Genomic DNA, 21827 nt, shown 5'->3' on the forward strand with positions numbered 1-21827 from the left:
TCAGGACGGCGATGTCGCAGGAGCGTGTCAGGTGCGCCTACGACACAGCGGGCACCGAAACCACATCCGCGTAGCGCGGCACACCGCGCGCCCAGTGGTAGCATCCGCGGATCCAGCCGATCATGCCTTCCACATAGCCGACGCCCGCGGGGCTCAGTTCCGGCTTGATCTCCGCGTAGAGCTTCTGGAACTCCTCGATCGTGCCGTTGATCTGCTCGATGGCCAGGATGACGGCGGCTTGCAGGGAGCATCCGTGTTCACGCTGGTGCGCCAGGGCCAGATTGATCATTCCTCCGGCACGCTGTTCCTTCACCGCGGAGTACAGGTCGGGTATCCACACCGCCGCGTCGGCCGACAGCCGGCTCAACCGCTGTACGGCGGGGTGGTGGAGCTCGGCGGGGGACAGTTCCTGTGGCTGGGCGGCCTCGCACAGCGGGTAGAACGGCTCGACGCCGGCGGTCAGCGACCGAATGGAGGTGCACTCCCTGGTCCGCAGCAGGTAGGGCTGGGCCTGCGCCACCGACTCGTACAACAAGCCGTGGACGTATTCACGGCTCTTCCACGCCCACCGCGCGGCCTGCGCGGGAGTGCACCGCTCACGGACCTGTCGGTGGAGATCGGTCAGGGCTGCTCCGAGGGGGGTGCTGGGCGGCCGGCCGTCCCGCAGGATCGCGACGCTCTCACCCAGCATCGGCAGCAGCCGGCCCGGAGAGTGCCGGCCGATGTCCTCCGCGAGGTCGTCGAAGACGAACTGGTAGGCGATCTGATTGGCCATGATCTGGAGCAGGCCCGCATCCATGGTGGGGCTGTTGTAGGACGCGAGCTCGGCGGGGCGAGTTCGAGCGATCATCAGTGCCACGCCTGGCTCGTCGGTCAGCCCCCATACCCTCAGCCACGCGTCGACGCCGGCCGCGGCCTCGCGTTCATGGGGGTTGCGCAGGAACGGGAAGGGCATGTGGAGGTGGGTGTCGATCAGGTCCTTGAGAGTGAGGACCCGGGTCCGGTCCGGTACGCAGACCGTGATGTCCTCATGCGTTGTCGACAAGGGGGTCACCTGCCGTCCGGGAATCCGATGCGCGGGGGGCGGGTGCTGCTTGTGAACGGGGTTCGCAGGTCATGACCAGGGACCGCGGTCCCATCGTGATCCCGGGGCGCGGTTTCCGGTCGACGTACCCCGGCAGATGGCGCAGGCGCCGGCGGCCGGCGATGGTCGCGAGCGCCAGGGTGGCCTCCACCATCGCGAACTCGTCGGCGAGGCACTTGCGGTTGCCCGCGGAGAACGGCATCATCGCGCGGCGCTGTTCGGCGGTGGGGTTCCCCGGCAGCCAGCGGTCGGGGTCGAAACGCTCGGGGTCGGGGAACGACGAGGGATCGTGGTGCAGTAGGTAGGGGCTGTACAGGACGGTGGCTCCCTCGGGCAGAGGGCACCCGGCGAGTTCCGTCTCCCTGGTGGCGACACGGGTGAAGAGCCAGCCGGGCGCCGAGTGGCGCAGTGTCTCGGAGACGACGCACCGGGTGTAGACGAGGTGCGGCAGATCGTCGGGGCCGGGCCGCCGGCCTGCGGCGAGGACGGAGTCGAGTTCGGCGTGCAGGCGGCGCTCCGCCTCCGGATGGCGGGCCAGCAGGCTGAAGGCGGCGGCCAGGGAGAGGGCCTGGGTCTCGACGCCCGTGAGCAGCAGTGTGATCAGGTGGTCGTGGACCTCCTGGCCGGTGATCGCCGCCGCCTCGCCGCCGCCGCGCGCGGCTGCCAGCAGGCTTCCCAGTACGTCGTCGCGGTCGGGGCCCCGGCGACGCTCCGCGATCACCGTGTCGATGATCGCGTGCAGGCGTGACAGCGCGCGCCGATACCGGCGGTTGGCGGGTGTGGGCAGGCGGAACAGGGCGTCGACCGGTACGACCGTGCGGACGAACAGGCCACGGACGACGTCGGTGAGACAGTCCCGCACCTCGGCGGTCGTCGTGTCGTCCAGCGAGTCGGAGAGGAGGACCCGGCTGATCACGCGGGTCGTGAGGGTCATCATCGCCTCGCTGACGGGGACCGTCCGGCCCGTTTGCCACCCGTGGCAGACCGCCTCGGCCTCCTCGGTGACGAGGTCCGTGTAGCGGGCGACGTGGGAGGCACGGAAGCCGGGTTGCAGCAGCGCCCGCTTGTCGCGGTGCGTCGGCTGGCGGCAGGTGACGAGACCGTCGCCCATCAGCTTTCCGAGCCGGTCGTACAGCGGCCCTCCCTTGTCGAAGGTGTGCGGATCCATGAGCACCTCGTGGGTCAGTTCCGGGTGGCACACCATCCAGGCTCGCTGGGGGCCCAGTCGTATCTCGACCAGATCCCCGCGCGCGGGCAAAGAATTCAGAAACGCCAGCGGTCGGCGGTAGAAGGCGATACCGTGGCCGAAGAGCGGGAATATGCCGGGAGCAGTACCAGTCCTCCACGGTCGTTTCTGTTCAGGCACGGCACGGCTCATGGATACCTCCTGCACGACGTGACGCGTGAAATGTATGAAGGTGCTACGGACTCGGCTTGAGAAATGTCCTGCCCAGGTTCAGCGGCGCTCGGTTTCCGGAAACCTTTCTCCAAAGGGGCGCACGGGAGCACGCAGAAGCAAAATAGTTGCTTTCGGTGATCGACCGTCGATGCTTGACCTGCTTCCGTGACGGGCCGAGGATCTGAGCCATGACGCAGGGACACGGCAGCACGGTCGACGGGGTGCTGCGCCGCAGCGCCCGGCGCACCCCGGCCCGCCTCGCGGTGGAGTACGGCGAACGCCGCTGGACGTACGAGGAACTCGACGACGCCGTCTCCCGCGCGGCCTCGGTACTCCTCGCGCAGGGCCTCACGCCCGGGGACCGGGTCGGCGCCTACGGCCACAACTCCGACGCCTACCTCATCGGCTTCCTCGCCTGTGCCCGCGCGGGCCTGGTCCATGTGCCGGTCAACCACAACCTCACCGGGGACGACCTGGCGTACCTCGTCGGCCAGTCCGGCAGCACCCTCGTCCTCGCCGACCCCGGCCTGGCCGGCCGGCTCCCGGACGGGGTACGCGTGCTGCCGCTGCGGGACGCCGACGGCTCGCTGCTCGCCCGGCTGGCCGGCACACCGCCGTACGGCGGGCCCGAACCCCGTACCGAGGACCTGGTACAGCTGCTGTACACCTCCGGTACGACCGCCCTGCCCAAGGGCGCGATGATGACCCACCGGGCCCTGGTGCACGAGTACCTGAGCGCCATCACCGCCCTCGACCTGAGTGCCGGGGACCGGCCGGTGCACGCGCTGCCGCTGTACCACTCGGCGCAGATGCACGTGTTCCTGCTCCCGTACCTCGCCGTCGGCGCGAGCAACATCATCCTGGACGCGCCGGACGGGGACCGGCTCTTCGATCTGGTCGAAGCGGGCCGCGCGGACAGCCTGTTCGCGCCGCCCACGGTGTGGATCGGCCTGGCGAACCGGCCCGACTTCACCACCCGGGACCTCGGCGGCCTGCGCAAGGCCTACTACGGCGCGTCGGTCATGCCCGTCCCGGTCCTGCGGCGGCTGCGCGAGCGCCTGCCGGGGCTCGCCTTCTACAACTGCTTCGGGCAGAGCGAGATCGGCCCGCTGGCCACGGTGCTGGGCCCCGACGAACACGAGGGCCGGCTGGACTCGTGCGGCCGTACCGTGCTGTTCGTGGACGCCCGGGTCGTGGACGACAAGGGCGAGGACGTGCCCGACGGCGCGCCCGGCGAGATCGTCTACCGCTCACCGCAGTTGTGCGAGGGCTACTGGGACAAGCCCGAGGAGACCGCCGAGGCCTTCCGGGACGGCTGGTTCCACTCCGGCGACCTCGCGGTGCGTGACGCCGACGGCTACCTCACGATCGTGGACCGGGTGAAGGACGTCATCAACTCCGGTGGGGTCCTGGTGGCTTCACGCCAGGTCGAGGACGCGCTCTACACCCACGAGGCCGTCGCCGAGGCCGCCGTGATCGGCCTGCCCGACGAGCGGTGGATCGAAGCCGTGACGGCGGTTGTCGTCCCGCGCGCGGAGGTGACGGAGGAACAGCTGGTCGAGCACGTGAAGGGGAAGCTCGCGCCCTTCAAGGCACCCAAGCGGGTGGAGTTCGTGGCCGAGTTGCCGCGCAATGCCAGTGGGAAGATCCTCAAGCGCGAACTGCGCGACCGCTTCAGCGGCTAGGGGGTGGTCTTCGACGGCAGCAGGGCGTCGGCCAGCAACCGCCAGGCGGGGAGCGCCGATTCGCCCGGCCCGACGCCGATCACCTGTACGGCGACGTGATCGGCGCCCGCCTCCACATGCCCCTGCAGCTTGCCTGCGACCGTGTCCGGATCGCCCCAGAACACCAGGTCGTCCACGAACCGGTCGCTGCCACCGCCGGAAAGGTCGTCATCGGTGTATCCGAGCCGGCGGAACTTGGCGATGTTGTAAGGGGTTGCGAGGTAGCCGCGCAGGTGGTCGCGGGCGAGGGCGCGGGCCCGGTCCGGGTCGCTCTCGAACAGCACGGCGTGCTCGACGGCCAGGAAGGCGTCCGGCCCCAGGATCTCCCGCGCCTGCTCGGTGTGGGCCGTGTTCACGTGGTAGGTCTGGGCCCCCTCGGCGCGGTCGCGGGCCAGCTCGAGCATCCTGGGACCGTACGCGGCCAGCAGGCGCCGGACGGGCCGTGCGGGGCGGGGGTTGGGCGTCTCCAGGGCATCCATCTCGTCGAGGTACCCGGCCATCGCGGCGAGGGGCTTGACTCCCGGACGAGGCTGCCCGCCGAAACCCAGGCCGAGCACGTGCCGCCCTGGATAGGCGTCTGCGAGCAGCAGGGCGGCACCGTGCGTCCAGGTCGCCTCCCGGGACCAGATCCGGGCGATGCCGTTCACGACGCCGAGCCGCCGCGTCGAAGCGAGTAGAAACCCGGCGTGCGTGAACGCGTCCCGGCCGAGCAGCTCCGGGATCCAGACGGCCCGCCAGCCCAGATCCTCCAGCTCCTGGACGGAGTCCCGGATCCGCGCGGCCGGCTGGTACTCGAAGTCGAAGGTGTAGATCCCGAACGTGCCGAGGTCCATCGATGCGCTCCTTCAAAGATGACATCGTCGGATCGTAATATCGCAGATTCTCGATATGTTTGACAAGGGAGGGGTGGCGGGCGGCGGAGGTGTGCGGTCAGAGCGTCTGCCCGAGCTCCGCGACCAGGTCGGCGATGCGCTGTTCGTCCCGCTTGTAATGGGTCCACTTGCCGACGCGGGTGGCACGGACGAGACCCGAGCGCTGGAGCTCGGCCATATAGGCGGACACGGTGGACTGGGCCAGCCCCGCCTTGGCCTGAATGTGGCTCACGCACACACCGACCTCGGCGGGATCGGCTATGGCTGTCTCCATCGGGAAGTGCCGCTCGGGTTCCCGCAGCCAGCGCAGCATCTGCAGGCGCATCGGGTTGGACAGCGCCCGCAGCGCGTTGACGAGGTCCGGGTCCGGGGCGGGGGTGCTGTCCGTCATGGCTCGGAAGTATAGGCCGACGGCGACGTTTCGAGGTACGTCGATACGACCGCCCTCCGTCCGTCACGCCGCGTCGAGGCCCTACCCGGCGTCCTTGGGCCGCAGGTCCGCGATCCGCCGGATCTTGCCGACCGACCGCTCCAGTGACTCCGGCTCCACGATCTCCACGTCGACGGACACCCCGATCCCGTCCTTCACGGCCGCGACGATCGACCGGGCCGCCGCGTCCCGTGTCTCCGGGCCCGCGTCCGGGCGGGCCTCGGCGCGGACGGTCAGCCGGTCCAGCCGGCCCTCCCTCGTCAGCCGGAGCTGGAAGTGGGGCGCCACGCCGGGCGTGCGCAGCACGATCTCCTCGATCTGGGTCGGGAACAGGTTGACCCCGCGCAGGATCACCATGTCGTCACTGCGCCCGGTGATCTTCTCCATCCGCCGGAACGCCCGCGCCGTGCCGGGCAGCAGCCGGGTGAGGTCGCGGGTGCGGTACCGGATGATCGGCATGGCCTCCTTGGTCAGCGAGGTGAACACCAGCTCGCCCCGCTCGCCCTCCGGCAGCACCTCACCCGTGATCGGATCGACCACCTCCGGATAGAAGTGGTCCTCCCACACGGTCAGCCCGTCCTTGGTCTCCACGCACTCCTGGGCCACCCCCGGGCCGATCACCTCGGACAGGCCGTAGATGTCGACGGCGTCGATCGCGAACCGCTCCTCGATCTCGCGCCGCATCTGCTCGGTCCAGGGCTCGGCCCCGAAGATGCCCACGCGCAGCGAGGTGGCGCGCGGGTCCACGCCCTGCCGCTCGAACTCGTCCAGCAGTGTGAGCATGTAGGACGGGGTCACCATGATGACGGCCGGCTCCAGATCCTGGATCAGCTGCACCTGCCGGGCCGTCATACCGCCGGAGGCCGGTACGACCGTACAGCCCAGGCGCTCGGCGCCGTAGTGGGCGCCCAGGCCGCCGGTGAACAGTCCATAGCCGTACGCCACATGCACGAGGTCGCCGGGCCGCCCGCCGGCCGCCCGGATCGACCGCGCCACCATGTCGGCCCACAGGGAAAGGTCGTTGTCCGTGTAGCCGACCACCGTGGGGCGGCCGGTGGTGCCGCTGGAGGCATGCAGCCGGCGGATCCGCTCGCGTGGCACGGCGAACATCCCGTACGGGTAGTTCTCCCTGAGGTCGGCCTTGGCCGTGAACGGGAAACGGGCCAGATCGGCGAGGGAGCGGCAGTCCTCGGGGCGGACGCCGGCCTTGTCGAAGGACCGCCGGTAGAACGGGACGTTGTCGTAGGCGTGCCGCAGCGAGGTGCGCAGGCGCTCCAGCTGGAGCTCCCGCAGTTCCTCGCTTCCGAGCCGTTCGCCCGCGTCGAGCAGATCCGTCGCGTCCGCCATCGAGCCCTCTCCCTCGCGTCCTCACATTCCGGACGACCGATCATTCGGTCGCTCCATCGGGGCCAGTAATTCAGGCCATGCGACTCCAGGCAAGAGGGCTGCGAGGATTTTCTGCGCCGGCCGCGCCGGAAACCGGGCACGGGCAGCTGTGACGGGCACGGGGACCTTCGGCGTTGCGCCGCTCGGGGAGGACCGACATGATCATGCCCATGCCGACCTTCACCGCGTCCGACGGAACCCGGCTCGCCTACCACCTGCGGGGTGCCGGTGAGCCTCTCGCCGTCCTGCCCGGCGGGCCCATGCGTGCCTCCGCCTACCTCGGCGACCTCGGCGGGCTGGCCGCGCACCGGCGCCTGGCCCTGCTGGACCTGCGGGGCACCGGTGACTCCGCGCTGCCGTCGGACCCGGCGACCTACCGTTGCGACCGGATGGTCGAGGACGTGGAGGTATGGCGCGCACACATGGGCCTGGAGCACATGGATCTGCTCGCCCACTCGGCGGGCGCGGCCCTCGCGATGCTCTACGCGGCCCGTCATCCGCAGCGGATCCGGCGGCTGCTGCTCATCACGCCCAACCCCTCCGCCCTGGGTCTGCGGGCGACCCCCGAGGACCGGCTGGCCGCGGCCCGGCTGCGCGCGGACGAGCCGTGGTTCGGGCAGGCCTTCCCCGCCTTCCGGGCCTGGCTGGCGGGCGACGCGGACTTCGACGACGCGTTCCTGCCGTTCTTCCACGGCCGCTGGGACGACGCCGCCCGTGCGCACACCGACGAGGAACCGGAGCAGACCAACGAGGAGGCGGCGGAGCGCTACTTCGCCGACGGCGCCTTCACGCCGGACGCGACCCGTACCGCCCTCGCCGCGCTGACCGTGCCGGTCCTCGTCCACGCCGGGGAACTCGACGGCGGTCCGAACCCGAGCCTCGCCCGCCGCGCCGCCGAGGCCTTCACGCGGGCCCGGCTCGCCGTCCAGCCCGGTGCCGGCCACTACCCCTGGCTGGACGACCCGGAGTGGTTCGTCCAGCGAATCCTCGCCTTCCTGGACGGGCCCGCGGGCGCCCTTCTGCCCTCGGCAGAGTAGGCGGCCGGGGACGGACGGGCCCGGTTAGCGTGTCCGGCATGGACACCGCGACGCCGCACACCGTCGAGGCGAACGGCATCACCCTGGCCTGGCGGGCCTGGGGGCCGGCGGACGCCCCGCCCGTCGTGCTGCTGCACTGCCGGGGCGCCGACGGCGGGGACTGGACGCACATCGCCGAACGGCTCGCGGCGCCCCCGCGCCCCCGCCGGGTGTACGCCCCCGATCTGCGCGGCCACGGACACAGCGACTGGCCGGGGGACTACCCGGCCGAGGCGATGAGCGACGACGTCCACGCCCTGCTGTCCGCCCTCGGCCTCGACGGCGTCGATGTCGTGGGCCATTCGCTGGGCGGGATCGTCGCCTACCTGCTGGCGCAGCGCCACCCCGGGGCCGTACGACGCCTGGTGCTGGAGGATGTCTGCGCACCCGTGCCGCTCGACCCGCCCCGCCCGCCCGCCGAACGGCCCGCGGGGGAGCTGCCGTTCGACTGGGCGATGGTGCGGGCCACCGACGCGCAACGCAACGCCCCCGATCCTGTGTGGTGGGACCACATGGACCGGATCACCATGCCGACGCTTGTCATCGGGGGTGGCCCCACCAGCCTCATCCCGCAGGACCAGGTCGCCCAGCTCGCCCGGCTGATCCCGGACGCCTCGCTGGTGACCCTGGACGCGGGGCACCTGGTGCACGAGTCCTGCCCGGAGGAATTCCTCGCCGTGCTGCGGGAGTTCCTCGACCCGTGATCACCGACACCGCCGGGTTCGGCAGGCCCGCGGCCCGAACGCCGTCAGGAACCGGTCATGGAAGCCGTCCATCGCCCGGACGGGGTGGCGTGCGACGCGGGCCTCCGGCAGTGCGGGCGTCGGTCGTACGCGGAGAGTCATCCGGTCGGCCGGTGCGCGTGCCGGACACCCCGGCGGGCTACGGCTGGTCGGCCGCGACCGCCACCTCCCGGGCCCACCGGTAGTCGGCCTTGCCGCTCGGGGACCGCTGGATGGACTCCGTGACGACCAGCTGGCGGGGGACCTTGTAACCGGCCAGCCGGGTACGGCAGTGGCTCTGGATGTCCGCGAGCGAGGGCCGCGCCGCCCCCTCGCGCAACTGCACCACGGCCGCCACATGAGTGCCCCAGGTGGCGTCCGGTACCCCGGCGACCAGGGCGTCGTACACATCCGGATGCGCCTTGAGCGCCTGTTCGACCTCCTCCGGGTACACCTTCTCGCCCCCGGTGTTGATGCACTGCGAGCCCCGGCCGAGCACGGTGACCACGCCGTCCTCGTCGACCGTCGCCATGTCGCCCAGCAGGACCCAGCGCTGTCCGTCCTTCTCGAAGAAGGTCTCGGCCGTCTTCCGCGGGTCGTTGTAGTAGCCCAGCGGCACATGGCCGCACTGGGCGACCCGGCCGATCTCGCCCGGGGTGACCATCTCGTGCGTCGCCGGGTCCACCACGCGGGTCCGGGAGTTGACCCGGATGCGGAAACCGCGCTCCGGCCCCGAGTCCTCCGTCGCCGTACCGTTGAAACCGGACTCGGAGGAGCCGAAGTTGTTGAGCAGCACGGCGTTCGGGACCAGCTCCCGGAACTGCCGGCGCACCGTCTCCGACATGATCGCGCCCGACGAGGACACGCTGAACAGGGCCGAGCAGTCCGTGCCCTTCATCGGTCCGCTCAGCGCGTCGATCAGCGGCCGGAGCATCGCGTCGCCGACCAGCGACATGCTGGTGACCCTCTCCTTCTCGACGGTCCGCAGCACCTCCTCCGGGACGAACTTGCGGTGCAGGACCACACGTTGGCCGAAGTTGAAGCCGATGAACGCCGTCAGCGTGGAGGTGCCGTGCATCAGCGGGGGAGTGGGGAAGAAGGTGATCCCGGAGCCGCCCGCGGCGACCCGCTCGGCCAGCTCCTGAGGCGTCTTCACCGGCTCCCCGGTCGGCGCCCCGCCGCCCAGCCCGGCGAAGAACAGGTCCTCCTGGCGCCACATCACACCCTTGGGCATGCCGGTCGTGCCGCCGGTGTAGATGATGAACTGGTCGTCACCGGAGCGGACCGGGAAGTCCCGGCCGGCCGACCCGGCGGCCTCCGCGCCGGCGAACGCCACCGCGCCCGGCACCCCGGCCGTCTGCGGACCGACCCGCAGGAGATGCCGCAGCTTCGGCACCCGCGGCAACGCACCCGCCACCCGGTCCGCGAACTCCGCGTCGAAGACCAGCGCGACCAGATCGGCGTCCCGGTACAGGTACACCAACTCGTCTTCGACATAGCGGTAGTTCACGTTGACCGGGACGATCCGCGCCTTCAGGCAGGCCAGCGCCGTCTGCAGGTACTCGACGCCGTTGTACAGGTGCAGGCCCAGGTGTTCGCCGGGGCGTATCCCGGTGTCGGTGAGGTGGTGGGCGATGCGGTTGGCCGCCGCGTCCAGCTCCGCGTACGTCAGGCGGCGCTCCGCGCCGGTGCCGGGATGGTCGGCGTACACGAGCGCCTCGCGGTCCGGGACCACGTCGACGACCGACTCGAACAGGTCGGCAAGGTTGTACTCCACCGCTCCTCCTGACCCCGGCAGTCCTGACGACCAAAGGCGCATCGGTCGGTTCGCCGGTCATCAGAGCAAAGCGCGCGGCAACTGTGAAGGCCCCGCGCCCATAAATCTGACTGGCTGTCAGAAAACCCTGGGAGATCCCTTGAAGTGCCTCACCGCCTCCTGCAACCTGTTCTCGTTCTCACCGAGGGGAGAAAGCCGATGGGCGGGACGGAACACCTCACCGTGCGGCGCGAGGGCGCCACACTGGTGCTCACGCTCAACAGGCCCGACGCGAGGAACGCGCTCTCGCTCCCGATGCTCGTCGGCCTGTACGACGGCTGGCTCGAGGCCGACGCGGACGACGAGATCCGCTCCGTCGTGCTGACGGGGTCCGGTGGCTCCTTCTGCGCCGGCATGGACCTCAAGGCGCTCGCCGGGAACGGCATGGAGGGGGAGCACTACCGCGACCGGCTCAAGGCCGACCCGGACCTGCACTGGAAGGCGATGCTGCGCCACCACCGCCCGCGCAAACCGGTCATCGCCGCCGTCGAGGGGTACTGCGTCGCGGGCGGCACCGAGATCCTCCAGGGCACCGACGTCCGGGTCGCGGGCGAGTCCGCCACCTTCGGCCTGTTCGAGGTCAGGCGCGGGCTGTTCCCGATCGGCGGCTCCACCGTCCGGCTGCAACGCCAGATCCCGCGCACCCACGCCCTGGAGATGCTGCTCACCGGACGGCCGTACAGCGCACGGGAGGCCGCGGACATCGGTCTGATCGGCCACGTCGTCCCCGACGGAACCGCCCTCGACAAGGCCCTGGAGATCGCCGGGCAGATCAACGCCTGCGGCCCGCTCGCCGTCGAGGCCGTCAAGGCGTCGGTGTACGAGACCGCCGAGATGACGGAGACCGACGGACTCGCGGCCGAACTCACGCGCGGCTGGCCGGTCTTCGACACCGCCGACGCCAAGGAAGGCGCCCGCGCCTTCGCGGAGAAGCGGCCCCCCGTCTACAAGCGCGCATGACGCTCCGCGGGGTGAGCCGGGCGGCAGACGCCGTTCGCAGGCCGCGGGCCGCCGTGGACCGGTCGTGCCCACGCGGCGGAGCCGCACACGCCACCGCCCCGCGCCCCGCACGGGGCACGCCTTCACCGCCGACCTCCCAAGGAGGCAGCCGATGCCCGAAGTCCTCAAAGCCCCCCTCGTCGTCGAGTTCCCCTTCACCCGCTCCCTCGGCCCCGTCCAGAGCGCCTTCCTCACCGGCCTGCGCGAACGCGTCGTCCTCGGCGTGCGGACCACCGACGGACGCGTCCTCGTCCCGCCCGTCGAGTACGACCCCGTCACCGCCGAGGAGATCCGCGACCTGGTGGAGGTCGCCCCCACGGGTACGGTGACCACCTGGGCCTGGAACCACGAACCCCGCCGCGGCCAGCCCCTCGGCACTCCCTTCGCCTGGGTCCTGGTCCGGCTCGACGGTGCCGACACCGCCCTGCTCCACGCCCTCGACGCCCCCGGCCCCGACGCCGTCCGCACCGGCATGCGGGTCCGCGTCCGCTGGGCCGGGGACCGCACCGGCGACATCACCGACATCGCCTGCTTCGAGCCGTACGACGGCGAGCCGGAGCAACCGGGCGGCCGCAGCGGGGAATTCGCCGACCCCCTCACCGGGATCGTCGCCCCCGCCCGCCTCGACTACACCTACTCACCCGGCCGCGCCCAGTCCGACTACATCCACGCCCTTGCCGACCGGCGGACCGTCGGCGAACGCTGCCCCTCCTGCCACAAGGTGTACGTCCCGCCCAGGGGTGCGTGCCCCACATGTGGCGTCGCCACAGCGGAACGGGTCGAGGTAGGGCCGCGCGGCACAGTCACCACCTTCTGCATCGTCAACATCAAGGCGAAGAACCTCGACATCGAGGTGCCCTACGTCTACGCGCACATCGCCCTCGACGGCGCCGACCTCGCCCTGCACGCCCGGATCGGCGGCATCCCCTACGACCAGGTGCGCATGGGCCTGCGCGTCGAGCCCGTGTGGACCGACGGCGCCCACTACCCCGACCACTACCGGCCCACCGGGGAACCCGACGCCGACTACGACACCTTCAAGGAGCTGCTGTGACCCGGGAGATCGCGGTCGTCGCCTTCGCCCAGACCGACCACCGGCGCTCCACCGAGGAGTCCTCCGAGGTCGAGATGCTCATGCCGGTGCTGCACCAGGTCCTCGCGCAGACCGGACTGAGGGCCGCCGACATCGGCTTCACCTGCTCCGGCTCCAGCGACTACCTCGCCGGCCGCGCCTTCTCCTTCACCCTCGCCCTGGACGGCGTCGGCGCCTGGCCGCCGATCTCCGAGTCCCACGTCGAGATGGACGGCGCCTGGGCGCTGTACGAGGCCTGGACCAAGCTGCGCACCGGCGACGCCGACACCGCGCTCGTCTACTCCTACGGCAAGTGCTCGCCCGGCTCGGTGCGGGACGTCCTCACCCGCCAGCTGGACCCGTACTACGTCGCACCCCTGTGGCCCGACTCCATAGCCCTCGCCGCACTCCAGGCCCAGGCGCTCATGGACGCCGGCCACACCGACGAACCGGCCCTCGCCGCCGTCGGCGCCCGCAGCCGTGCCGACGCCACCGCCAACCCGCACGCCCAGCTCAAGGGACCGGTCCCGCACGGCGACTACGTCGTACGGCCCCTGCGCACCGGTGACTGCCCGCCCGTGTCCGACGGCGCCGCCGCGGTGGTCCTCGCGGCGGGGGAGCGGGCCCGCCGGCTGTGCGAGCGGCCCGCCTGGATCCGCGGCATCGACCACCGCATCGAGGCGCACGGCCTGGGCGTGCGCGACCTCACCGACTCGCCCTCCGCCCGGCTCGCCGCCGAGCACGCCGGTGCCTTCGAACGGCCCGTCGACACCGCCGAGTTGCACGCGCCGTTCACCTCCCAGGAAGTGGTCCTGCGCAGGGCGCTCCGCCTCGGTGACGACGTGCGCGTCAACCCCTCCGGCGGGGCGCCGGCCGCCCACCCCGTCATGGCCGCCGGCCTGATCCGCATCGGCGAGGCCGCCGCCCGCATCCACCGCGGCGCGTCCGACCGCGCCCTCGCCCACGCCACCTCCGGCCCCTGCCTCCAGCAGAACCTGGTCGCCGTACTCGAAGGGGATCCACGATGAGCAAGGAGCCCGTGGCCGTGATAGGCGTCGGCCAGACCAAGCACGTGGCCGCCCGCCGGGACGTGTCGATCGCCGGACTCGTCCGTGAGGCGGCCCGGCGGGCCCTGGACGACGCGGAGTTGACCTGGGCCGACATCGACGCCGTCGTCATCGGAAAGGCGCCCGACTTCTTCGAGGGCGTGATGATGCCCGAGCTGTACCTGGCGGACGCGCTGGGCGCCGTGGGCAAGCCCATGCTGCGGGTGCACACCGCCGGCTCCGTCGGCGGCTCCACCGCACTCGTGGCCGCGAACCTGGTCGCCGCCCGGGTCCACGGCACCGTCCTCACCCTCGCCTTCGAGAAGCAGTCCGAGTCGAACGCCATGTGGGGCCTGTCCCTGCCGATCCCCTTCCAGCAGCCCCTGCTCGCCGGCGCCGGCGGCTTCTTCGCCCCGCATGTGCGCGCCTACATGCGGCGCAGCGGTGCCCCCGACACCATCGGCTCCCTCGTCGCCTACAAGGACCGGCGCAACGCCCTCAAGAACCCCTGGGCCCACCTCCACGAGCACGACATCACGCTGGAGAAGGTCCAGGCCTCGCCCATGTTGTGGGACCCCATTCGCTACTCCGAGACCTGTCCGTCCTCCGACGGCGCCTGCGCCATGGTCCTCACCGACCGCGCCGGAGCGGCCCGCGCGCCCCGCCCACCCGCCTGGATGCTCGGCGGCGCCATGCGCAGCGAGCCGACCCTGTTCGCCGGCAAGGACTTCGTCTCCCCGCAGGCCGGCAAGGACTGCGCCGCCGACGTCTTCCGGCAGGCCGGCATCGCCGACCCCCGCCGGGACATCGACGCCGTCGAGATGTACGTGCCCTTCTCGTGGTACGAGCCCATGTGGCTGGAGAACCTGGGCTTCGCCGAGGAAGGGGAGGGCTGGAAGCTCACCGAGTCCGGGGTGACCGAACTCGACGGGGACCTGCCCGTCAACATGTCGGGCGGTGTGCTGTCCACCAACCCCATCGGCGCCTCCGGCATGATCCGCTTCGCCGAGGCCGCCCTCCAGGTGCGCGGCCAGGCCGGGGAACACCAGGTGGACGGCGCCCGCCGGGTGCTCGGACACGCCTACGGCGGCGGCTCCCAGTTCTTCTCCATGTGGCTCGTGGGAGCGCGTCCACCGGAGTCCTGAAAGTCCTCCCCACGTGGCCTGTCGGGCATCGTGAGCGGTCGCTAGGCTGACCCGCGGACGACGAACCGGGAGGAGCACGGACGTGGCCGAGAGCACGATCCAGCAGCAGCCGCTCACGGGCTGGGACAAGCCGGAGCTGGACCTCAGCAGGGCGGAGTGGCAGTCCAGCAGCCGGGGTCTGGGCGATGTCCAGATCGCGTTTGTCGAGGGCTTCATCGCGATGCGCAACAGCGGCCGTCCGGAAAGCCCGTCCCTGATCTTCACACCGGCGGAATGGGGTGCCTTCGTCACCGGAGCCCGTGAAGGGGAGTTCGACCTCACCTGACCCGGATCCACATGAACTGAACCGGGGGTGTTCCGAGCCGATTTCCGGACACGCGACCAGCAGGACCCCGCTGGAACCGCAGCCTGCGTCAGGCTGGCCCCAGCACGGGGAAGGCCGTGTTCCGGAAGGTGAGGGACGATGAGCACTGCACCGGTCATCGCCGCGGTCGACGGCTCGGACGACAGCCTGCGCGCGCTGGAGTGGGCCTTCGACGCGGCCCGCCGCCGCGCCGCGCCGCTGCGGGTGGTGCACGTACGGCAGTACGCCGCCTGGGGCCAGGCCGACGTGCTGGTCGCCGGGCCGCCCGAGGCGGAGGGCGATCCGGTCCTGGACGACGTGCACAGCCGGCTCGCGGACCGTGCCGCACAGCCCTCCGTGGAGTACGTCGCCCTGGAGGGCGTACCGGGCGCCGTGCTGCCGGAACTCGGCGCCGACGCCCAGCTGTTGGTCCTCGGCTCCCGGGGGCGTGGCGGCTTCGCCAGCCTGCTGCTCGGTTCCAACGGACTGGCCGCCGCCCGGGACTCCGGGTGCCCGGTGGTCGTCGTACCCCGGCCCGGCCGTCAGGTGCACGGCGGCGGCCCGGCCGAGCCCGGGCCGCGGGTGGTCGTCGGCCTGCACGCCGACAGCCCCGACGAGGCCACCCTCGCCTTCGCCTTCGCCGAGGCCGCCCTGCGAGCGGCCCGCGTCCAGGTGATCGCCGCCTACCCGTGGCCGGTGCAGACCTGGTCCGTCCCCGGCCAGCTGGTGCCGCCCCAGGCCGACCGGGACGCCGTCGAGCACGAGACCCGGGCCCTCGCCGAGGGCTTCCTCGCCCCGCACCGCAAGCGGCACCCCGACGTCCGCGCCGACGCCGAGGCGCTGCCCGGCGACGCGGCCGGCCACCTCGTCGCCGCCTCCAAGGACGCCGATCTGGTCGTCGTCGGCCGGCACCGGCGGCGCCTGCTCGCACCGGCCCGCATGATGGGCTCGGTCACCCAGGCCGTCCTGCTGCACGCCGCGAGCCCGATCGCGGTGGTGCCGCCGGGACCGCCGCAGGGGTGAGCCCGGCAGCGACGCGGGCCGAATCGGCGTACCAGAGCGCACGGCACTCCGCAATCCGTGCGGCGCCGACCGGCACGGACCCGGCTGTGGTGTCCCGCGCCATGGTGGCGACCCACACACGTACATACGGTTCCGCCACGCCCGGCGCTGCGTGCGCCGCCCCGCGCACGAGCGGCCGGGACACATGTCCTTGCGAAGGAGCCGCCCATGCCGCTGCCACCGTTCAGAAGGGCGCCCGGAGCGCCGCCCCGCGCCCGTCTCCTGTCCCGTCTCCTCGCCGTCGCCGCCGTCGTCCTCGGCACCGCGATCGCCGGGCCCGTGCCCGCCGCCCGGGCCTCCGTGACGCTCACCGAGGTGAGTGACTTCGGGTCCGATCCGGGCGCCCTCACCATGTACGTGTACCGGCCCGCCTCCCTGCCCGCGCACCCGCCGGTCGTCGTGGCCCTGCACGGCTGCACCCAGAACGCACAGGTCTACGCCGACAACTCCGGACTGCCCCGGCTCGCCGACCGCGACGGCTTCCTGCTGGTGCTCGCGCAGACCAGCTCGGCCAACAACCCGGGCCAGTGCTTCAACTGGTTCCAGACCACGGACAACCGGCGCGGACAGGGCGAGGCGCTGTCCGTCCGGCAGATGGTGAGCCGGGCCGTGACCTCCTACGGCGCCGACCCCCGGCGGGTCTATGTCACCGGTCTGTCCGCGGGCGGCGCCATGACCGCCGTCCTGCTCGCCACCTACCCCGACGTCTTCTCCGCCGGTGCGGTCGTCGCCGGCCTGCCCTACGACTGCACCAAGGGCAACAGCCCCTACACGTGCATGAACCCGGGTGTCGACCTCAGCCCGGACCAGTGGGCCCAGCGAGCGCGGGACGCCTATCCGTCGTACACCGGGCCGTGGCCACGCACCGCCGTCTGGTACGGCGACCAGGACACCACCGTCGTCCCGCGCGACGCCACGGAGCTGCGCGACCAGTGGACGGCCCTGCACGGCCTCTCCCAGACCCCGAGCCGCACCACGACCATCGGCCCCGACGCCACGCGGCAGGACCAGTACCTCGCCGCCGACGGCACGGTCGCCGTCGAGGTCGACCGGGTCCCCGGCATCGGCCACGGCACCCCGGTCGACCCGGGCACCGGCACCGAGCAGTGCGGCAGTACCACAGCCCCCTACTTCCCGGAGTCGATCTGCTCCACGGCGACCAACCACGCCCACGTGCAAGCCGGACGGGCCACCACCAGCGGCGGCTACACCTACGCCAAGGGATCCCAGCAGAACATGGGCCTGTACAACACCTTCATCACCCACACACTGAAGGAGTCACCCACGGGTTACTACACCATCGCCGACCACGGCTGCCCCTGACAGAGGGTCAGCCCCGCTCGACGATGGGGGACGACAACGCTTTGGGGGCCGCCTTCATGGCGGCCCCACACATGTCCGGCACGCCCACGCCACCCCTAACCTCCAGCGCGTCCACACACAGCCGGAGGAACCCCATGCCCATCGCACCGCCCGGACGGCCCCCACGCCGAACCCTTCTCCACGCGCTGTCGCTCACCGCGGCGTGGCTGCTCCTGACCACACCGGCCACGGCCGCATCCACCGGCACCCCCGGCGACCACTGCGCCGGCCGCACCCACCTACGGGTCCCCGGCGCCGCCCGCCAACAGGCCGACTGCCTGGACGAACTGACCACCGCGGACACCGTTGCCTCCGGCCACACCGACCCCGCCGACTACGCCGGTCTCACACCCAAGGACCTGCCCACACCCCGCGGCGTCCCCGGCATCCAGATCGACGGCTACTTCCCCGACACCTCCTCCACCAACACCGACCACGGCTGGAACCACGACTCCCAGTTCGTCATCCGCCTTCCCGACCACTGGAACGGCGGCCTGGTCGTCGCAGGAACCCCCGGCAACCGTGAGCAGTACGCCAACGACAAGGCCATCGCCGACTGGGTGCTGGCCCGCGGCTACGCCTACGCCGCCACCGACAAGGGCAACACCGGCACCGCCTTCTACCGCGACGGCCGGCGGCCCGGCGACGCCATCGCCGAATGGAACACCCGCCTCACCCAGCTCACCCGTGCGGCCCGCACCGTGGTCACCCAGCGCTACCACCGGCCCACGGCCCGCACCCTCGCCACCGGCCTGTCCAACGGCGGCTACCTGGTCCGCTGGCAGCTGGAGAACCACCCCGAGCTCTACGCCGGCGGAGTCGACTGGGAGGGCACCCTCTGGCGTACGGCCGGACCCAACCCGCTCACCTTCCTGCCGCCCGCGCTGCGCCACTACCCCGCCTACGCCGCCGGCGGCCCCGCGGCCGCCGACGCCGAGGACGCCCTGCACAGGGCGGGCTTCCCGGCCGGCTCGGAATTCCTGTGGCCGTACCACCACCAGGTCTACTGGGACCTCACCCAGCGCATCTACCGGGAGGAACTCGACCCGGGCTACGACGGCGCCACCGAGGCCGGCTCCCCCTTCTGCGCCTCCGGCGCACCCGCCTGCGACGCCGACTACGACTACGCGACCCGGCCCGCCGCCGTCCACCGCGCGGTCGACCGGATCGCCCTGACCGGACGCATCGGCAAGCCACTGATCACCCTCCAGGGCACCCTCGACGTGCTGCTGCCGATCAGCGAGGACTCCGACGTCTACGCCCACATGGTCCACGCGGCCGGACGGGGCTCCCTGCTGCGCTACTACCGCATCGAGGACGGCACCCACACCGACTCCCTCGTCGACGCCTTCCCCGACCGGCTGCGTCCGATGGTGCCCTGCCACCGCTCGGCCTTCGAGGCCCTGGAGCGCTGGATCGACGGGGATGCGCTCCCGCCCGCCGACCACACCGTCCCGCGCCCGCCCGACGCCACCCCGGCCACGCTCCTCGCCGGGTGCCCCCTGAGCCGACCGACAGCGGAGCCGGGCCGACACGAGGCTGCGCAGTCGAACGACGACCCGCCCCGGCGCCCACCGGGACCCGCACCGCACTTCCGGCGGAGCCCACGTACCATGGCCGCATGTCGTTCCTCCGCCGCCGCAGCGCCACTCCCGCCGGACCCGACTTCGACGTGCTGGCCATGGACCCGGGCGACTGGCCGGGCAACCTCGGCGCGGGCCTTCTGCCCGCCCCCGACGGCACCTGCCAGGGTGTCTTCCTGCGCTACGACCTCTTCGGCGGCCGCGGCCCCGCCATGATCATCGGCAATCTGCCGGAAGGCTCCCCGGCCCGCGAGGTCGCCGAGGACGAGATCCCCTTCGAAGTGGGCCAGCTGCTGCTGGCGCTGGAGAACGACGAGGAGGTCACCGTCGTCGGTGTCGAGGACACCCCCGTCCTCCAGGGTGACAACCTCCTGATCGTGCGGCGGCTGAAGCTGTCCGAGTCCCGGATCTCCTGCGTCCAGTTCGACCGCAGCGACGGCGTCCTCGTCACCATCGCCGCCTGGGACCGTCCGATCACCGACGACCTGTACGCCCTGCTGAAGCCGCTCCCGGCGGAGCTTTTCCAGCAGGGCTGACGCCGGCGGCGCGCGGCTACCCCATCGAGCCCTCCACGGTCACGTCCGCGGCACGCACGAACCCGACCCGGTGACCGTACTGGATCTCGTAGTACAGGTCCTTGCCCACCACGACCCGGTGTGAGTCGGTGGTGAAGGTGACCGAGTAGTAGTACTCGCCCGGCACCGCGTCACCGACCACGTACTTCTGCCCGGCCGGGATCGTGTACGGCAGCGGGACGACCGACTGGGCGGGGACATCCACCGGGTACGCCTCCTTCTCCGGGTAGGCGCGGCCGTACACCGGGACGCTCGCCAGGCCGTCCTTCGGCGTGATCACCAGGCCCCAGGCGGGCACCGCCGCCGGTGCCTTGCCCGGATTCTCGAACCAGGCCTTCTGGCCCAGGTACCAGATCGCGGTCCAGTCGCCCCAGCGGTCGGCCACCACGTACTGCTGGCCCGTGGACACCCGGGAGGACAAGTCGTTCACGTCGGTGGTCGGGTCCTTCTTCAGACCGATGTCCCTGACCAGCGGCGCGTTCACGTCGTGGTCCGTGTACAGGCGCACCTCGCTGGAGCCGTGCGCCGGGCACACGGCACCGCCGGGGGTGCAGCCCGTGTACGCCGGCTGGTTCGCCGCGTAGTCCGGCAGGATCGTCACCAGCCCGGCCGACCGGCCGGCCGTGCGCTTGAACGGGTGTCCCAGCAACTGGAAGTAGTGCCGCCAGTCCCAGTACGGACCCGGGTCCGTGTGCATACCGGGGATGGTGGACGCGGTCGGACCGGGCACGTTGTCATGGCCCAGGATGTGCTGCCGGTCCAACGGGACGTCGTACTTCTGGCTCAGGTACTTCACCAGCCGGGCCGAGGACCGGTACATCGCCTCCGTGTACCAGGCGTCCGGGTCGGCGAGGAAACCTTCATGCTCGATGCCGACGGACCGGGCGTTGACGTCCCAGTTGCCCGCGTGCCAGGCCACGTCCTTCGCCTTGACGTGCTGGGCGATCAGACCGTCCGTCGAGCGCACGGTGTAGTTCCACGACACATAGGTGGGGTCCTGGATCAGGTTCAGCACCCCGTCCCAGGCTCCCTCCGTGTCGTGGATGACGATGTACTTGATGCGTTGGGACACCGGACGGTCGCCGAGGTCGTGGTTGCCGTAGTCGTCGTTTCCGAACTGCGCGTACGGCGCCCAGACCGCCTCGCAGGACACCGACCGCGGACACTCGACGCCGTCCGTGGGCAGCGTGCCCAGGCCAGCCCGGTTCAGCTGGGCGGTGTCGGCGGTCAGCCCCGGTTCGGCGACGAGTGCGACCAACTGGCCGTCGTCCGTGGTGCGCTCCTCGCCGGTGCGCAGGACGTCGTACACGTCGTTCGCGTACGCCGCCGCGGTCGCCGTGTCGTCGGCGCCCGAGAAACGGGCCACCGCGCCGTACCAGTCGGCCGGGTCCGCGCTCAGCGGCTCGCCCAGCTCCTTCTGCGCGGCCGCGAGCAGGGCGGCACCGCCGGCCACGTTCGCCGCCGGATCGGTGCGCAGCTTCTCGGCCGGGAGACCGGTCAGCTCCGCCGCCTTCGGAAGCGTCTTCAGGCGGGGCGGGAGCGTCGAGGCAGCCGGCACCCTGACGTCGGGGTGCAGGGCGGCGCGGGCGGTGTCGCCACGGGCGTCCCCCGTGCCCTCGGCGAGGTGCTCCGTGGTGGCGAGCGCGGTCCGGGCGTCCGTGAGGTGCATCGGGCCGTAGCCGCCGGTCACGCTCGGCGCGCCCGCGTGCCAGTCCCAGCGGGACTGGAGGTAGGAAACGGCCAGCAGGACGCTCTGCGGCACGTGGTAGTCGGCCGCCGCGGCGGCGAACGCCTGCTGCAACTGGTCGGTGGGGCCCGGGGCGCCCGGGGCGGGAGCCGCGCCGAGCAGTGGCAGCAGCAGAGCCGCGGAGGCCAGGGGGACGGCTGCCCGCCGCAGGTGTCTGTGGCCGGGGGTGGACGTGGGGTCGGTGGCGGAACCTCGCAAAGCGGCCTCCTGTGACGGGCGGGCGTGGCGGGGCGTGCGGCGCCGAGCTGGGTCAGTGGTACCGGCTTGCCGACGATCCGTCAATGATGCCGTCACCGCGGCGATTTGCCTTGTCACGGAGGGGTTTCGGCGAGTTTCGCGGCGGCGGTGCACGGGCCTGCGGGGCGTCACTGGCGTACACCAGTG

General features: G+C 71.8%; 17 protein-coding genes and 2 pseudogenes. 12 read left to right on the top strand and 7 right to left on the bottom strand.

What is annotated here, in order from left to right:
* Nucleotides 1-37: 37 nt before the first annotated feature.
* On the bottom strand, nucleotides 38-1054 hold the full coding sequence (locus tag ACWC94_RS40360) for a (-)-alpha-amorphene synthase (RefSeq protein ID WP_450802531.1): 1017 nt from the start codon (nucleotides 1052-1054) through the stop codon (nucleotides 38-40).
* Nucleotides 1029-2462, bottom strand: a complete 1434-nt coding sequence (locus tag ACWC94_RS40365) for a cytochrome P450 (protein WP_450802532.1) — start codon at nucleotides 2460-2462, stop codon at nucleotides 1029-1031. Before ACWC94_RS40365 ends, ACWC94_RS40360 begins: the two co-directional genes overlap by 26 nt.
* Nucleotides 2463-2671: 209 nt before the next feature.
* Here ACWC94_RS40365 and ACWC94_RS40370 point away from each other — a divergent pair, with 209 nt between their 5' ends.
* The gene (locus tag ACWC94_RS40370) at nucleotides 2672-4168 is read left to right on the top strand and encodes an acyl-CoA synthetase (protein WP_450802534.1); all 1497 of its coding nucleotides are present in this window, start codon (nucleotides 2672-2674) and stop codon (nucleotides 4166-4168) included.
* On the opposite strand, the gene ACWC94_RS40375 is transcribed toward ACWC94_RS40370, so the two are convergent.
* The 3 genes from ACWC94_RS40375 to paaK all read right to left on the bottom strand — a co-directional run bounded on the left by ACWC94_RS40375 (nucleotide 4165) and on the right by paaK (nucleotide 6856).
* Nucleotides 4165-5040 carry a TIGR03620 family F420-dependent LLM class oxidoreductase gene (locus ACWC94_RS40375; protein WP_450802535.1) on the bottom strand — a complete coding sequence of 292 codons (876 nt, stop codon included), beginning with the start codon at nucleotides 5038-5040 and terminating at the stop codon, nucleotides 4165-4167. The two genes, ACWC94_RS40370 and ACWC94_RS40375, sit on opposite strands and share 4 nt — an antisense overlap.
* Before the next feature lie 97 nt (nucleotides 5041-5137).
* Entirely contained in the window at nucleotides 5138-5470 is a 333-nt protein-coding gene (locus tag ACWC94_RS40380; RefSeq protein WP_450802537.1) for an ArsR/SmtB family transcription factor, read from the bottom strand.
* 81 nt (nucleotides 5471-5551) lie between these two features.
* Nucleotides 5552-6856: a phenylacetate--CoA ligase PaaK gene (gene paaK / locus ACWC94_RS40385; protein WP_450802538.1), complete on the bottom strand. Its 1305-nt coding sequence runs from the start codon at nucleotides 6854-6856 to the stop codon at nucleotides 5552-5554.
* A 209-nt stretch (nucleotides 6857-7065) separates the two neighbouring features.
* Here paaK and ACWC94_RS40390 point away from each other — a divergent pair, with 209 nt between their 5' ends.
* Together ACWC94_RS40390 and ACWC94_RS40395 are read left to right on the top strand one after the other, a co-directional pair.
* Complete coding sequence (locus tag ACWC94_RS40390; protein ID WP_450802540.1) at nucleotides 7066-7932, top strand: alpha/beta fold hydrolase; 867 nt, start codon at nucleotides 7066-7068, stop codon at nucleotides 7930-7932.
* A gap of 38 nt (nucleotides 7933-7970) precedes the next feature.
* Nucleotides 7971-8675, top strand: a pseudogene (locus ACWC94_RS40395) (alpha/beta fold hydrolase); the annotation flags it as partial.
* Between the two features lie 178 nt (nucleotides 8676-8853).
* On the opposite strand, the gene ACWC94_RS40400 reads toward ACWC94_RS40395, so the two are convergent.
* Complete coding sequence (locus ACWC94_RS40400; RefSeq protein WP_450802541.1) at nucleotides 8854-10470, bottom strand: acyl-CoA synthetase; 1617 nt, start codon at nucleotides 10468-10470, stop codon at nucleotides 8854-8856.
* Between the two features lie 198 nt (nucleotides 10471-10668).
* Between ACWC94_RS40400 and ACWC94_RS40405 the strand changes: the two genes are divergently transcribed.
* From ACWC94_RS40405 to ACWC94_RS40445, 9 genes and pseudogenes are all read left to right on the top strand, one after another.
* On the top strand, nucleotides 10669-11469 hold the full coding sequence (locus tag ACWC94_RS40405; RefSeq protein ID WP_450802542.1) for a crotonase/enoyl-CoA hydratase family protein: 801 nt from the start codon (nucleotides 10669-10671) through the stop codon (nucleotides 11467-11469).
* A 151-nt stretch (nucleotides 11470-11620) separates the two neighbouring features.
* Nucleotides 11621-12562 (top strand): Zn-ribbon domain-containing OB-fold protein, encoded by a 942-nt coding sequence (locus ACWC94_RS40410; protein WP_450802544.1) that lies wholly within the window; start codon nucleotides 11621-11623, stop codon nucleotides 12560-12562.
* Nucleotides 12559-13608 (top strand): thiolase domain-containing protein, encoded by a 1050-nt coding sequence (locus ACWC94_RS40415; protein ID WP_450802546.1) that lies wholly within the window; start codon nucleotides 12559-12561, stop codon nucleotides 13606-13608. The genes ACWC94_RS40410 and ACWC94_RS40415 overlap by 4 nt, the downstream gene beginning before the upstream one ends.
* A complete protein-coding gene (locus ACWC94_RS40420; RefSeq protein ID WP_450802548.1) occupies nucleotides 13605-14771 on the top strand; it encodes a thiolase domain-containing protein in 1167 nt (388 codons plus the stop codon). The genes ACWC94_RS40415 and ACWC94_RS40420 overlap by 4 nt, the downstream gene beginning before the upstream one ends.
* Before the next feature lie 82 nt (nucleotides 14772-14853).
* The gene (locus tag ACWC94_RS40425; RefSeq protein WP_450802549.1) at nucleotides 14854-15096 is read left to right on the top strand and encodes a DUF397 domain-containing protein; all 243 of its coding nucleotides are present in this window, start codon (nucleotides 14854-14856) and stop codon (nucleotides 15094-15096) included.
* A gap of 138 nt (nucleotides 15097-15234) precedes the next feature.
* Nucleotides 15235-16137, top strand: a complete 903-nt coding sequence (locus ACWC94_RS40430) for a universal stress protein (RefSeq protein WP_450802550.1) — start codon at nucleotides 15235-15237, stop codon at nucleotides 16135-16137.
* A 207-nt stretch (nucleotides 16138-16344) separates the two neighbouring features.
* Entirely contained in the window at nucleotides 16345-17499 is a 1155-nt protein-coding gene (locus tag ACWC94_RS40435; RefSeq protein ID WP_450802552.1) for an extracellular catalytic domain type 1 short-chain-length polyhydroxyalkanoate depolymerase, read from the top strand.
* A gap of 134 nt (nucleotides 17500-17633) precedes the next feature.
* A pseudogene (locus tag ACWC94_RS40440) lies at nucleotides 17634-19073 on the top strand (3-hydroxybutyrate oligomer hydrolase family protein); the annotation flags it as partial.
* An 86-nt stretch (nucleotides 19074-19159) separates the two neighbouring features.
* Entirely contained in the window at nucleotides 19160-19657 is a 498-nt protein-coding gene (locus ACWC94_RS40445) for a hypothetical protein (RefSeq protein WP_449197099.1), read from the top strand.
* Between the two features lie 16 nt (nucleotides 19658-19673).
* Here the strand turns inward: ACWC94_RS40445 and ACWC94_RS40450 are convergent, their stop codons facing one another.
* Nucleotides 19674-21641 (bottom strand): N-acetylmuramoyl-L-alanine amidase, encoded by a 1968-nt coding sequence (locus ACWC94_RS40450; protein WP_450802553.1) that lies wholly within the window; start codon nucleotides 21639-21641, stop codon nucleotides 19674-19676.
* Between the last annotated feature and the right edge of the window lie 186 nt (nucleotides 21642-21827).

The sequence above is a fragment of the Streptomyces sp. NPDC001135 genome (assembly GCF_053598395.1).

What these genes read in the sequence shown, in the direction of transcription:
- ACWC94_RS40365 (WP_450802532.1), bottom strand. Translation starts at nt 2,462, where the DNA reads ATGAGCCGTGCCGTGCCTGAACAGAAACGACCGTGGAGGACTGGTACT.
- ACWC94_RS40370 (WP_450802534.1), top strand. Translation starts at nt 2,672, where the DNA reads ATGACGCAGGGACACGGCAGCACGGTCGACGGGGTGCTGCGCCGCAGC.
- ACWC94_RS40375 (WP_450802535.1), bottom strand. Translation starts at nt 5,040, where the DNA reads ATGGACCTCGGCACGTTCGGGATCTACACCTTCGACTTCGAGTACCAG.
- ACWC94_RS40380 (WP_450802537.1), bottom strand. Translation starts at nt 5,470, where the DNA reads ATGACGGACAGCACCCCCGCCCCGGACCCGGACCTCGTCAACGCGCTG.
- paaK (WP_450802538.1), bottom strand. Translation starts at nt 6,856, where the DNA reads ATGGCGGACGCGACGGATCTGCTCGACGCGGGCGAACGGCTCGGAAGC.
- ACWC94_RS40390 (WP_450802540.1), top strand. Translation starts at nt 7,066, where the DNA reads ATGCCGACCTTCACCGCGTCCGACGGAACCCGGCTCGCCTACCACCTG.
- ACWC94_RS40405 (WP_450802542.1), top strand. Translation starts at nt 10,669, where the DNA reads ATGGGCGGGACGGAACACCTCACCGTGCGGCGCGAGGGCGCCACACTG.
- ACWC94_RS40410 (WP_450802544.1), top strand. Translation starts at nt 11,621, where the DNA reads ATGCCCGAAGTCCTCAAAGCCCCCCTCGTCGTCGAGTTCCCCTTCACC.
- ACWC94_RS40420 (WP_450802548.1), top strand. Translation starts at nt 13,605, where the DNA reads ATGAGCAAGGAGCCCGTGGCCGTGATAGGCGTCGGCCAGACCAAGCAC.
- ACWC94_RS40430 (WP_450802550.1), top strand. Translation starts at nt 15,235, where the DNA reads ATGAGCACTGCACCGGTCATCGCCGCGGTCGACGGCTCGGACGACAGC.
- ACWC94_RS40435 (WP_450802552.1), top strand. Translation starts at nt 16,345, where the DNA reads ATGCCGCTGCCACCGTTCAGAAGGGCGCCCGGAGCGCCGCCCCGCGCC.
- ACWC94_RS40445 (WP_449197099.1), top strand. Translation starts at nt 19,160, where the DNA reads ATGTCGTTCCTCCGCCGCCGCAGCGCCACTCCCGCCGGACCCGACTTC.